The organism is Jeotgalibaca arthritidis (assembly GCF_011100465.1).
In the GTDB taxonomy this organism is placed as follows: domain Bacteria; phylum Bacillota; class Bacilli; order Lactobacillales; family Aerococcaceae; genus Jeotgalibaca; species Jeotgalibaca arthritidis.
In genome coordinates this window covers 1,605,423-1,618,504 of sequence record NZ_CP049740.1, presented here as the reverse complement: position 1 = coordinate 1,618,504, position 13,082 = coordinate 1,605,423, and the positions used below count along the sequence as shown (strand labels likewise).

Below are 13,082 nucleotides of genomic sequence, written 5' to 3'. Positions count from 1 at the left end.
TTTATTCCACCTTCTTTAAATTTTCACCTGTTATTTCTTCATATATCTCAATCAATCTTCTCGTATTCGCATCTCTATCATGTGTTGTTAAAGCATGTTCTCTAGCGTTTTTAGAGAACTTTAAAGCCAAATCTTCGTTTTCAAAAATCTCACATACATAATGGGCTAGCATATAAGGTGCATCCGTTTGATAAACAAATCCTTCTTCTTTATGCTTAAGCATATCTGAGACACCACCAACGTCTGATGCAACACATGGAACACCCAATACCATCGCTTCTCCTAAAGAATTAGGACTATTTTCTATCGATGAAGGGCAAACAAATACATTTGACTTTAAATATCTTTGGCACATTTTTTGTTCATCGAGGGGACCAGTAAATACAACCTTTTCTTCTAAACCTAAACTACTAATCATTTTCCTTATATACTTACCGTAATATGTCAGTAATAATTTATCTTTAATGGAATCTGATTTTGTTATATCTTTTCCACTTATATATACCTTTGCTCCAGGAAATTTTTTTAATATAATTGGCATTGCTTCTAACATATAGTGTAATCCTTTAATTGGGTACTGCCCTTGACTTAAAAAGATTGAATGCTTTTCGCAATCATTTATAGACCATTGATGTTTATAAAATTCTTCTCTAAGTGTTTCATTACAAAAATGATAATTAGCCTTTGGATTTATTTGGTTTGAACATGCTTTGTCCCATGTAGTTCTACCAATGATATGATTTGTATTTTCTAAAGACTCTACCTCATTTTCGCCTCTAAGCTCAAAAGTCTTTTTATGCAGGTATACGCTATCTTTTCTTAATACATTTCGAATAGTAAAACCATATACAGCGCTAAATGGTAGATTTGCATAAATATGTTGTGCGTATACTGACACAAGGCCTTGTATTGATATGATAGTTTCTACTCCAAGTTTTTTACACATGTTAACCATAGAAAGCGTATGAGCTATCTCAGTTCCATAGATATGTACAATATCTGGCTTTAGATTATTTAATAACGTTTCAAACGATTCATTATATTCAATAACTTTATTGTCGTTTTCTTTAACTGGGATAAACGGGTAGTACTTTATCGTTTTACCTTTTAATTCTCTAAATTTATTAGCTTTATTACTAGGAAATGTGATAGCTAGTTCCACATCTTCCTTATTTGCTAAATCTTTTGATGCATTTATTAACCAACCACCAAATGGTGATGGATTCTCTCCCATTAATTGACTTGCTTCTGGTAAAGGTATATTGATTAGCCACAGGATATTCATTTTCCTCACCTACCTCCCTAAAATTGTCTGGTATTCTCTAAAACTTTCCCACAAAGGATTTGTGAAAAAAGAATAGTATCTAAGTAAATATATTCCAATTAATACCGTGAAAAGTATTTGTTTATATATTTTTCTTTCTATTCTATTAAAGATGTGAGGAATTGTTATGATTAAAAACAATTCAAAATACATACCAATCCTCGTGATCATTGAAACTTTAATAGCTAACACTGATAAAATTGTAGCTATCAAAGATAATTTTCCGTATATTATTTCTTTCCCTCTCAACTTACCTAAATTAAATGCTATCAAAAGTAAATAAAAACTCGAAATTATTGTAGCTCTAATACTATTTTGCAACCCTTGATTATAGTAAAACTTATATTGATTTGGAAGGTAATCCAATACATTATTTGCTATTATGTCAAATAAAGGTGTAAGAAGTAATAGCCCTAAACCAACAATTGTGATAAGCAAATATTTTTTGTTAAATGGTTTTTCTGTTAGAAAAAAATACATTGGAAATAAAATAATTGCACTTGAATGCATTCCAGTTGCCAATAATATACATATTGCATATGGAATCAATTTCCGTTTAACTGCAAAATTAACAGCAAAAACAAAGATACATAGAGCTAGAGTTTGTCTTAAAGCTGACAAATGAATTAAAAATAGATATGGATTAATTAGTAATATTAAAACTGCAAACCAGTACTGACTAACCTTCAAATTAATCTTTAAAAGATACCAAACTACTATTAGGTAAAACAGACTAATAAGAGCTATCATAACAAAAAAATTAGGTACTGCAATGTTTAAAATTCTAAATAATGTATCATCTGCTCCCCAAGCATATAGTCCAGCATTTATCGAAGTATGAATATCTAAATAAGACATATAATCATTTCCATAGTCATACCTTAAAGCCATAAACATAAAGAGTATAGCAAAAGTGAAAAATCTAAATGGGTATTTTTTATTCAGTTCTGGGATTGTGCAAAATAGAGCACCTAAAAATACTAAATGTACCATATCATTTAATCCCTTCTCTAGTGTTTATCAATCTAATCCCCCAAACCACTCTATTTACATAATCTGTATAAGATAAAATAATTCTCACTACCTTATCAGATACATTTGGCATGCTATAATCTCCAACTAATCTCAAAGTATCTTTATCTTGTGTCTCTAATACTTCTAGCCCCTGAAGAATTCTATCTTTCTTAAGTCCTACCATCATAACTGATGCTTCTTCCATAGCCTCAGGTCGCTCATGAGCTTGTCTGATATTCAGTGCCTTAAACCCAAGAATTGATGATTCTTCACTAATTGTCCCGCTATCACTTAAAACAGCCTTAGCATACTTCTGAAGTTTTACATAGTCATTAAACCCAAGAGGTTTCATCGTCTTTACCAATGGATTAAAATCAATTCCTTTAGCTTCAATCATTCTTCTTGTTCTTGGATGTGTACTCACTATTAATGGCATTTGATATTTTTCAGCAATTGTATTTAATGTGTCTACTAAATCCATAAAGTTTTCTTCTGAATTAATGTTTTCTTCCCTGTGAGCAGACACTACAAAGTATTTGCCTTTTTTAAGCCCTAATCTTTCAAGTACATCTGATTTCTCGATATCATCTTTTCTTGAATTAAGGACCTCAAACATAGGGCTACCTGTTTTAATTACTCTATCTGCAGGAAGACCTTCTCTTAAAAGATATTCTCTAGCAATATCACTATATGTTAAGTTAATATCTGCAGTATGATCTACAATCTTTCTGTTCGTCTCTTCTGGAACCCTCTGATCAAAGCATCTATTTCCAGCTTCCATATGGAAAATTGGAATATGCTTTCTCTTAGCTGCTATCGCACATAAGCAGCTATTTGTATCTCCGAGCACTAAGAATGCATCAGGCTTAACTTCTTCAAGGATAGGATCAATCTTCACCAGAATATTTCCAATTGTCTCTACTGCTGTTCCTGTAGCAGCATTTAAAAAATAGTCTGGTTTCTTTAGTTTAAAATCACTAAAAAACACTTCATTAAGTTCATAATCATAGTTCTGACCTGTATGAACAAGAACATGTTCAATCGCTTCTGATTCATCTAATTTATTGATAACAGCTGACAGTCTTATAATTTCTGGTCTAGTGCCTACAACTGTCATAACTTTTAATTTTTTCATCAGTTATACCCCCAAAAAGTAAGTGTCTGGTTTTTCAGGGTCAAAAGCTTCATTGGCCCACATTACTGTAACCATATCTGTATCACCTAAATTTTCAATATTATGTGTATACCCTGTAGGTATGTCTACGACTTCCATTTTATCTCCACTTACAAAGTACTCTATTATTTCTTCTGAATCTATTTTCCTAAAGCGAATAACCCCTTTACCACTAACTACTAAGAATTTTTCATTTTTTGTGTGGTGCCAATGATTACCTTTTGTAATTCCTGGTTTTGATATATTTACTGATACCTGTCCTCTATCTGGGGTTTTTATAAACTCTGTAAAAGACCCTCTCTGATCTACCTTCATTTTTAGCCCATAACTAAATTTATCTTCTGGTAAGTAGCTTAAATAAGTGCTATATAACTTTTTAGTAAATTTATCTTCCATATTTGGAACAGATCTATCTTCTCTACTTTTCTTGAAGGAATAAATTAAATCGACAATTTCTCCTAGAGTAACTGTGTGTACAACGGATACTTCACAGAACTCTCCGGCTTTATTTTCTTTACCTTCCAAAGCATCAATAAGCTCATTTACTACATCATCTATATAAACAAGATTCATTACTACACTTGGATCGTTCACTTGAATAGGTAGATCATGTGCTACATTGTTACAAAAAGTAGCAACCGCACTATTGTAATTAGGTTTACACCATTTTCCAAACACATTAGAAAACCTATAAACTAATACCTTTGCACCTGTTTCTTCGCTATAAGAAAACAGAAGGTCTTCCCCAGCTTTTTTACTTTCACCATAAGGATTATCAAACTCAGCTTGAATAGATGATGAAATCATTACAGGGCAGGTATTTTTGTGCTTTTTAAGAGAGTTTAATAAATCGGATGTGAAACCTAAATTTCCTTCCATGAATTCCGATTGTTCTTTTGGGCGGTTTACCCCTGCAAGATGGAATACAAAGTCAGCCTCTTTACAGTAATCGTCTAATAAATTAGGATTTGTATCTCTATCGAACTCAAGAATATCATCGTACTTTCTATTCTTTAGTTCTGCTATTAAGTTTTTTCCTATAAAGCCCTTAGCTCCAGTTACTAATGCTTTCATTATTTATCCCAACTTTCTAGTTCTTCTCTAACATAATCAAGTTGTAATAACTTTTCTTTAATCTGTTCTATGTTAAGCCTTTCTGTGTTGTGTGAATTATATTCTTCTTCTGAAGAAAGTTTTTGATCTCCTTCAACGAAGTACTTGTCATAGTTTAAGTCTCTCTTATCAGCAGGTACTCTATAAAATCCACCCATATCTTTTGCTACCACGTGTTCTTCTTTTGTAAGAAGGGTTTCGTAAAGCTTCTCTCCGTGACGAGTTCCAATGACTTTGATCTCATTATCTGCTTTGAAAAGCTCTTTGATAGCTTGAGCTAAATCTCCTACTGTAGACGCAGGTGACTTTTGAACCATGATGTCCCCAGCTTCAGCATTTTGGAAAGCAAATACAACAAGCTCAACTGCCTCTTCGAGACTCATTAGAAACCTTGTCATATTCGGATCTGTAACCGTTAGTGGTTGTCCATTTTTAATCTGATCAATAAACAACGGAATTACTGACCCTCTTGAAGCCATTACATTGCCATATCTCGTTCCGCAGATCAGTGTTCTGTCAGGATCAACGGTCTTTGCTTTTGCAACAAATACTTTCTCCATCATAGCTTTGGAAATACCCATTGCATTTATTGGGTAGGCAGCTTTATCAGTAGATAGGCAAATGACTTTTTTAACTCCCATTTCGATTGCACCTGTTAGTACATTATCTGTACCAAGCACATTGGTCTTAACAGCTTCAAGAGGAAAAAACTCACAAGAAGGTACTTGTTTAAGAGCAGCTGCGTGAAAGATATAGTCAACTCCATGCATCGCATTCTTAACACTTGAAAGATCTCTAACATCGCCTATATAAAATTTTAATTTGTCGTTTTTATAGAGTTTTCTCATATCATCTTGTTTCTTCTCATCACGAGAAAAAATACGGATTTCTTTTATATCTGTATCTAAGAATCTTTTCATAACTGCATTTCCAAAAGATCCCGTTCCACCTGTTATTAATAAAGTTTTATTTTTAAACATTCTCTATCTACTCCTACTCTTTTGAATCATATCTATTATTTTTTTGCTTGCAGATATGTTGTTTTTCTCATTCAATACATAAGATCTAGCTCTGTTTCCAAAGTCACTTCGGTTTTTTTCATCCATTAACAAAATTTCTTCAATTTTATTGGTAAAACTATCTATCGAATCATCTTCAACATAGTGAAAGTAATTATCATATTCGTCAGGTATACCATCTAATTTATATGCGATTACAGGCCTACCCGTTAATAGATACTCCATATTTTTTGATGGGAATGAGTATTTAGTAAACTCTTCATTGTTCTGTCTAGGGTTTACAAGTACAGTTGCTCTTTTTTGAAGCTTGACCGCTTCTGTATTTGGTAATTGACCTAAAAAAACAATCCTTTCATCTTTAGCTGCATAACTCTTAATAATTTCTTCTGAATCTCCTCTGCCACATATTTTGAGATGAGTATTTTTGATACTCGTATTGTGAAAGGCTTCAACTAGACTTACTACACCGAATTTCTTATTTAGTGTGCCTGTATAAACCACAGTCATATTATCTGTGCTTTGAAAATCATCATTTTCCTCTTCATTGTTATTGTTTTCTATCTTAACAGCACCTTCAACAACAACATATGGCCTTTCTCCTACGTTTAACATATTTTTCATCGGCTCTGTTAACAAGACAAAGGAGTCTACAAATTTCGAATTCTTTTCAAAAATATCTATATCGATTTTCTTTAATCTATCGTAAATTAAAGTTCGTTTGTCATTCAGATTCATGAATTGAGGTAAGTCTGGAACAACTAAACATATGTGTATAGTTGGATCAATTTTTTTTGCATAAACTGCTGCTTGTAAAAATGGAGTATGAGGAGAATAAACAATGATTACCTTATTATCACCTTTTGTAATAGCAAAGCTTTTAATGCCTTTAATTAAATTGTTTTTCCTAGAGACACTCCTATATCCCCATGTATTATTAAAACCAACATAATTACTCTCAACTACATTTTTATAAATAGATTTCTGTCCTTTATATTGAATATCTTCATACTCTTTAGGGAAAGTGCCGATAAAAGGTGCTGATAATATCTCAAGATTCAAGTTGTTTATTGCAAGTAAACCCTCAATAAGATTCCACTGAAGTTTATTAGCAGCATAGTGTACTGTACCTTTTGATTTTTTAAGAATCTCTTTTTCCATTGTGTTATCAAAAACTCCACCTAAAAACAAAACATCCATTAGCTACACTCCAAATCTCATTCAAATAATATACTTCTTAAAACCTTAAAATATTCCCTCTATCATTAGTCTAAAATCATCTATAACAACCTTTTTTTGGTAGCATTAAACATATATCCTATCTGACAAAATATACTTTTTATTAATGACAACTTTTGTTTTTCTCTTAAACACCAAAAATATCTCTTAGCATTCTTAAATTTATTACTAGACACTGAATTTTCTGCGACTCTATACATTGCTAAGTTCTCATCTAAACCATAAGCAATATGGCCTTGTCTTAAATATTTCATCCAAGTCAATACATCTTCTAAATATCCTACTTCTACTCTTATCTCACCAAGTAGTTCTTTATCCATGATTACTGTTAGATTTCCAATAATTGTATTCCTTAAATACTGATTATAGTTTATCTTCTCTGGCACTCTAAAAATTTTCTTTTTATCTAAAGGTTTAACACTCATAATTTCATACGATGTAAAAGTAAAACCATATTTGTTCTCAAGCATAAATTCAAGCTGTCTTTCTAACTTGTTTGGCTTCCAAGCATCATCAGAATCCAAAAAAGCAACAAATCTACCTTGCGATAATTCTAACGCCTTATTTCTTGCAGCTGCAGCTCCTGCATTCTTTTTTTGGTTAAACAGTTTGATTCTATGATCTCTCTTTGCATAAGACTCTACAATAAATTGTGTGTTATCAGTTGATTTATCATTAACGATAAGCATTTCCCAGTTCTGATATGTCTGATTTAAAACACTTTCTATACATTCCTCTATGTACTCTGCACAATTGTAAGCAGGAATAATTATAGAAACTAAATGATTGGATTTATTGTTCTTCTCCCCCATTTCAATTTACCTACCCTTCCCAATTATTTCTCCGTTAACTCAATAGATTCTTTAAATGTTCTTATTCGGTAATTCGCCTTATCGTAGTCACTCATGGACTTCTCATAAACCAAATTGCCGAATACCTTATTCACTATCCCAACACCAAACATCAATCTCAAAACTGGGTTAAAAATTCTAGTCATCCATATCTTCTTCCCATGTACTTCAGCAATAGTCTTTACCAACTCACTAGTCTTCACATATTCTTTGTTCTGTGGGAAGTAAAGCCCCGTCTCTTCATGGTCAATCATGATTTTAATGAACTCACAAAGATTATCTATATGAAGCATACTGCGCTCATTATCGATGTCAGGAAATACCGCTATCTTCTTAGCCATGTTAGCAAGTCTAGGATAGTTCCCTTTGGACCCTTTTCCATAAATCATAGGTGGTCTAAGAACCACTATCTTAAAGTCATCACTCTCAAGTCCACGAATACCTTCCTCAGCCTGTAGCTTACTGTTCCCATAGAAGTTACTTGGAGTCGGAACTGTATTTCTGTCAATGACTCGCTTGCTACTGCTGCTATCGCCATAGACAATAATGCTGCTCATAAAAATGAACTGCTTCACACCTTCTGCCTTGGCCTTCTCAGCAGTTTCAATAGTTAGGTCTCTATTCACTTTATAGTAGAGGTCTTCCATCTTTGGATCAGATGAAACGTGAGCAATCCCAGCCACATGAAACACAACATCATATGAGCTGAAGTCCTTCTCTTTCCATGACCCATCTTTCATATCAATCGTATCGACTTTATATTTATCAGGTTCTCTAATGAGCCAATTCTCTAGAGATGTACCTATGTAACTGTTCTTTCCAGTGATTAATATATTCTTCATTTTGTCACCTCAATCAAGTGGGCTGTATTACACACTTCAGATTTTTGATTTCTCTGTTTTATTTACTCCATCTGATGGCTGAGTAGACTTCGCCTTAACCCCAGTCCCACCTTCAACAACACCATCACTTCTAAGAACACTAAAAATCGTACCAAAGAAGCATCTGACATCCATCAAAAGACCAATCTTCTCAGCGTACTCTCCATCAAGTCTTGCCTTCACATCAATCTCAAGTTCATCTCTACCATTAATCTGCGCCCATCCAGTAAGGCCTACTGGCACATCATTCGCACCATATTTATCACGTTCTTCTATCAAGTCATATTGATTCCATAAAGCAGGTCTTGGTCCAATAATGGACATCTCTCCCCTAAGAATATTAAAGATTTGCGGAAGTTCATCCAGACTTGTCTTTCTCAAAAATTTACCGACTTTGGTAATGAATTGATCTGGATTCGATAATAAGTGCGTAGGTGTGTCTTTTGGTGTATCAATTCTCATTGTACGAAACTTCAAAATATTGAAGTGCGTTTTATTAATGCCTACTCTTTTTTGCTTAAACAAAATAGGTCCTGGCGTATCTATTTTAATTGCAATAATCAATAGTAGAAACAATGGTGATAATATTACTGCTGCTAAAAAAGCCAATAATAAATCAAGCACTCTTTTTATTACTTTATAAGACATCTTTGCTCCACCTCAGCCAATAAATTCATAGTTTTTTATTTATTATATTCACTCAATTATAGTACCATTTAACTGGCTAAAATTGCACCTTAAAATGTATTTTATGAAAACATATCTTTATTATTGGACTCTCTGAACTTATGAACCGCTTTCTTCACGACGATGTGTTCATAAAATATTCACATCTTTAATCTAACAATAAATAAACAACATCATCTCGAATTAGAAATTAGTTTGCGAGAGGACGATGAAGTCTTTTATATTTCTTCTATTTGATGGATTGTAATATTAAGTCCAACAATTCTTCCTCAAACGCCTCATATGCAGTTTTCCAGCCAAGACATTTTCTTGGTCGGTTAGTAATGAGTTGAAGTGCTTCCTTCATCTCTTTTTCTGTTACGTGGTCAAAATGTGTTTTCTTCGGGAAGAACTCACGTAAAAGACCATTACTGTTTTCGTTACTGCCACGTTGCCAGGAAGAATAGATATACACAAAGTACACTTGAGTGTTTAAATTTTGCTCAAGCACGTTGTAACAGCTAAATTCTTTCCCGCGATCTCCATTGATCTAGCGAAACGATCTGGGATTAATACACCGAAATACCAACGTGTTTTACACTCAATGAATGTGGTAACTAACATTTTACACGAGGTCGTTGTGAGCTTCTTTCATTTTGACTCGAAGGTATTGCACTTAATATTACAATTCATCATAAAAATAAATCGTTTTCATGTTAATAAACGTTCATTATTCGTTCAAAAACATCATCAGAAAATAAAAAAATAACGTTCCATCTGCATTTGATGCAAATAGAACGTTATTTTTGCTAGATCAATTAGATTTCGTAACATCCAAAAACTCATCTCTCATAGGTGTAAAGATATCGAATAATTCTGAATTTACTTCTAGTGGTATACATCCATGCCGTACATGAGGTTCAAATAATAAGCTGTCCCCCACTTTCACCACAATCTCTTCATCGTCTTTATAAAATCTAAAAGACCCTCTTACAACATAGGTTAATTGTTGATGCATATGCTGGTGCATATTACGATCATCCGTTAGCTGGTTAAAACGAACTTTGACCGCCATCAAATCATCATTATATACAGCGATAGCGCGTTCGGAATAATCTGAAATAGGATAAAAATGGTCTTCTTGATGTACGAACTCACTCATATGATTCTCCTCTCTATAAAGCGACTAGAATTGTCTTAATTTCATACGGTTTGAATGACAAATGAATTGGATTCAACTGTATATCCGATAGGACTTCTTCCAATAAATTTGTATCCTGCCAGCTTTTATAGGCTATTTTCAACTCAATGCTAGCCGCTGTACTTTTCCCTTCAGATTCATAGAATCGGAACACAATTGATTCGGGTTGAGTTTCTGCTCGCTTAACCGTTTCACAGATAATGTTGTCTGAATCGATCGTTACCAAGCTTTCTTCTACATTTTCCTTATCAGCAACTGCTTGGATTATAGCTGGATAGTTGAGATCATAGGCTTCTTTGTAAACATCACTTTCTCGAAACGTCCCTTGATGGGGATATAACGAATAGGTAAATGGGTGCCGACCTTTATCCACGTCAGGCGCTGGATACTGGCTTCCTCTCAATAAAGAGAGATAGAGTGTCTCTTCTTGGATAGCATGCCCATATTTGCCATTGTTTAGAAGACTCAAACCAAATGATTGTTCGGATAAATCAGCCCACTTTTGTGCACAAACTTCAAAGCGCGCCTGATCCCATGATGTATTCAAATGGGTTGGTCTTTCGTAATTTCCAAATTGAATGTCATAGGTTGCTTTACCGACATGGATCGGGGTTGGAAATTTAGCTTTTAGTAACAGGTGCTTTTCATGCCAATCGACTTCGGTTTCAAAATCAATTCGCGTGCTATGTTTATAAAAAATAATTCGCTGGGTCATTTGTGACTGATTAATGTCACGGATGACTTCAACCACTGTTCTAAACGGTGTGTTCTTGACGAGTTTAATGTGAGCGGCTGTTTCAACTACTTTAGGGTGGTTCAGTGAATGAGCATCAATATTCCAGGCATCAAACTCTTTCGGCAAGTCTGGATAGAGTACCATTTGATTCATAGTCGCTCCTTCTGCCACCATATCACGCTGTAACGTCTTGGCATATAAGCGACTAAGTTCGCCTTTAGTGTTAAATGACACGATATAGTGATCATTTTCTAAGGTATGACTGTCATTCGACCATTGTGAGAGTGTTGCTGTTTCTCGATTCAGCTTTTTCAAACGGCCATCAGTGGTCAGAACGCCGCGATGTGTTTCGAGATACAATTCACCAGACCATCTCGGTACGTGTTTGTCTTCTAGGTCATGAGCTATGTCTTTAAAAAATTCTAACGGTGTTGAATGCTGAACAATCGGCATGTTCGGTACGCCATGCTTAAAAACTTCTGAGTACTCGAGCATTTCTTCTGTCGGCCCACCACCACCGTCTCCGAATCCATACAATTGAATGACTTTATTGGTGAGTTTTTTATTTTTATAGCGTGTCCATGTCCCTTTTGTTTGAGAGGCATTCAAACGTCCGTTATAGGTGGTTCCTACTGAGGAATCTTCTGAATAGTCTGAAGTGGTTAAAAGGTGCGCTAACACTTCGGAACCATCAATCCCTTTCCAATAAAACGTATCATTAGGGATGCGATTACTGTCGTTCCATTCCATCTTAGACGTAAAGAAATAGTCTATTCCGCTCTTCTTCATAATTTGAGGCAATGAGGCTGAGAAGCCAAAGCAATCGGGTAACCATAGTACATTATTATCTTTATTAAAGGTCTGCTTGAAATATTTTTTTCCGAACATAATCTGACGGATTAAGGACTCTCCATTTGGTAAATTACTATCACTTTCAACGAACATACTGCCTTCTGTCTCCCAGCGTCCGTCTTGAACAAATGCTCTAACGCGTTCAAATAATCCCGGCTCTTCCTCTTCTAACATTCGGTAGAGCAGTGGTGAAGACGACATAAATGTCATCTCTGGATAGCGATCCATGAGATAAACAGCGTTGGAGAAGCTGCGGACGACTTTTTCTCGAGTCTGTTTCAACGTCCAAAACCAACTGATATCAATATGAGTATGACCGACGACGTACTCAATAACCGCATCCTCATCTTGATCCAATGTTTGATACCACTCTTCGAGTAAATCCAATGCCGTTTGGGCTTGCTGAGTTAAGATGTCTAAGTCTTGAGTAGTCAAATCAACCGTTTCAATCACACGGTTCAGGATTCCTTGAACTTTAAAAGAAAATTGACGCTCTCTCTCAGACACCAACGTTGCCTCGAGCAAGGCCTTGACTTGATAGTACAGATGATAAATGGCGTCATTGCGGTAACTTAAGTCAGCTTCTATGAAAACATCCTCTTTTGGCGTATTGGTATAAACATTTAATGATACCTCCATGTGCTGTGTTTCTTCTGGAAGTAAGACATAGTTATGATTCATATCAAGCGCACGGATAACATGTCCATTAACGCTTACAATAAATTGCGGGTTACTCGTATCCCACATATCTTCATCCGCAGTCGTAACCGTCAAACACAGCGGTCTTCCTACTTGATAGAGTCCATCAGTATCTATTGTAAAACCAACTTGATAATGAGTATCTATTCCGCCTATTCCGTGGCGTAAATCGGTATCTTGCCCTTCGATTGCTCGGTGCCAATCATAGTATCCAACTTTTTCGACTTGATAATGCTCTAGTCTCTTTATGGGCTGAAACTTTTTTTGTTTTAAGAATTCGAGTAACATCTGAATATAATCTAAATCCAATTTCCCC

General features: G+C 34.6%; 11 protein-coding genes and 1 pseudogene. All 12 read right to left on the bottom strand.

Going from position 1 to position 13,082, the window contains the following annotated elements; genetic code table 11:
• Position 1: 1 nt before the first annotated feature.
• Positions 2-1,285 carry a glycosyltransferase family 4 protein gene (locus G7057_RS08195; protein WP_166162673.1) on the bottom strand — a complete coding sequence of 428 codons (1,284 nt, stop codon included), beginning with the start codon at positions 1,283-1,285 and terminating at the stop codon, positions 2-4.
• 9 nt (positions 1,286-1,294) lie between these two features.
• Positions 1,295-2,317, bottom strand: coding sequence for an EpsG family protein (locus G7057_RS08190; protein ID WP_166162672.1), 1,023 nt, complete (start codon positions 2,315-2,317; stop codon positions 1,295-1,297).
• Between the two features lies 1 nt (position 2,318).
• Positions 2,319-3,473, bottom strand: a complete 1,155-nt coding sequence (gene wecB, locus G7057_RS08185; RefSeq protein ID WP_166162671.1) for a non-hydrolyzing UDP-N-acetylglucosamine 2-epimerase — start codon at positions 3,471-3,473, stop codon at positions 2,319-2,321.
• 3 nt (positions 3,474-3,476) lie between these two features.
• On the bottom strand, positions 3,477-4,586 hold the full coding sequence (locus tag G7057_RS08180; RefSeq protein WP_166162670.1) for a capsular polysaccharide biosynthesis protein CapF: 1,110 nt from the start codon (positions 4,584-4,586) through the stop codon (positions 3,477-3,479).
• The gene (locus tag G7057_RS08175; protein WP_166162669.1) at positions 4,586-5,605 is read right to left on the bottom strand and encodes a polysaccharide biosynthesis protein; all 1,020 of its coding nucleotides are present in this window, start codon (positions 5,603-5,605) and stop codon (positions 4,586-4,588) included. The genes G7057_RS08180 and G7057_RS08175 overlap by 1 nt, the downstream gene beginning before the upstream one ends.
• Before the next feature lie 3 nt (positions 5,606-5,608).
• Positions 5,609-6,841, bottom strand: coding sequence for a glycosyltransferase (locus G7057_RS08170; protein ID WP_166162668.1), 1,233 nt, complete (start codon positions 6,839-6,841; stop codon positions 5,609-5,611).
• An 80-nt stretch (positions 6,842-6,921) separates the two neighbouring features.
• Positions 6,922-7,692, bottom strand: coding sequence for a glycosyltransferase family 2 protein (locus G7057_RS08165; protein ID WP_166162667.1), 771 nt, complete (start codon positions 7,690-7,692; stop codon positions 6,922-6,924).
• A 23-nt stretch (positions 7,693-7,715) separates the two neighbouring features.
• On the bottom strand, positions 7,716-8,573 hold the full coding sequence (locus G7057_RS08160) for an NAD-dependent epimerase/dehydratase family protein (RefSeq protein ID WP_166162666.1): 858 nt from the start codon (positions 8,571-8,573) through the stop codon (positions 7,716-7,718).
• 36 nt (positions 8,574-8,609) lie between these two features.
• Positions 8,610-9,260: a sugar transferase gene (locus G7057_RS08155; RefSeq protein WP_166162665.1), complete on the bottom strand. Its 651-nt coding sequence runs from the start codon at positions 9,258-9,260 to the stop codon at positions 8,610-8,612.
• A gap of 268 nt (positions 9,261-9,528) precedes the next feature.
• Positions 9,529-9,819, bottom strand: a pseudogene (locus G7057_RS08150) (IS30 family transposase); the annotation flags it as partial.
• 273 nt (positions 9,820-10,092) lie between these two features.
• Entirely contained in the window at positions 10,093-10,440 is a 348-nt protein-coding gene (locus tag G7057_RS08145) for a cupin domain-containing protein (protein WP_166162663.1), read from the bottom strand.
• A gap of 13 nt (positions 10,441-10,453) precedes the next feature.
• Positions 10,454-13,075: an alpha-mannosidase gene (locus G7057_RS08140; protein WP_166162662.1), complete on the bottom strand. Its 2,622-nt coding sequence runs from the start codon at positions 13,073-13,075 to the stop codon at positions 10,454-10,456.
• Positions 13,076-13,082: the final 7 nt, after the last annotated feature.

Bases quoted from the DNA above. Each gene is read 5' to 3' on its own strand.
- G7057_RS08170 (WP_166162668.1), bottom strand. From the start codon at position 6,841: ATGGATGTTTTGTTTTTAGGTGGAGTTTTTGATAACACAATGGAAAAA.
- G7057_RS08175 (WP_166162669.1), bottom strand. From the start codon at position 5,605: ATGTTTAAAAATAAAACTTTATTAATAACAGGTGGAACGGGATCTTTT.
- G7057_RS08190 (WP_166162672.1), bottom strand. From the start codon at position 2,317: ATGGTACATTTAGTATTTTTAGGTGCTCTATTTTGCACAATCCCAGAA.
- G7057_RS08155 (WP_166162665.1), bottom strand. From the start codon at position 9,260: ATGTCTTATAAAGTAATAAAAAGAGTGCTTGATTTATTATTGGCTTTT.
- G7057_RS08195 (WP_166162673.1), bottom strand. From the start codon at position 1,285: ATGAATATCCTGTGGCTAATCAATATACCTTTACCAGAAGCAAGTCAA.
- G7057_RS08180 (WP_166162670.1), bottom strand. From the start codon at position 4,586: ATGAAAGCATTAGTAACTGGAGCTAAGGGCTTTATAGGAAAAAACTTA.
- G7057_RS08160 (WP_166162666.1), bottom strand. From the start codon at position 8,573: ATGAAGAATATATTAATCACTGGAAAGAACAGTTACATAGGTACATCT.
- G7057_RS08165 (WP_166162667.1), bottom strand. From the start codon at position 7,692: ATGGGGGAGAAGAACAATAAATCCAATCATTTAGTTTCTATAATTATT.
- G7057_RS08145 (WP_166162663.1), bottom strand. From the start codon at position 10,440: ATGAGTGAGTTCGTACATCAAGAAGACCATTTTTATCCTATTTCAGAT.
- wecB (WP_166162671.1), bottom strand. From the start codon at position 3,473: ATGAAAAAATTAAAAGTTATGACAGTTGTAGGCACTAGACCAGAAATT.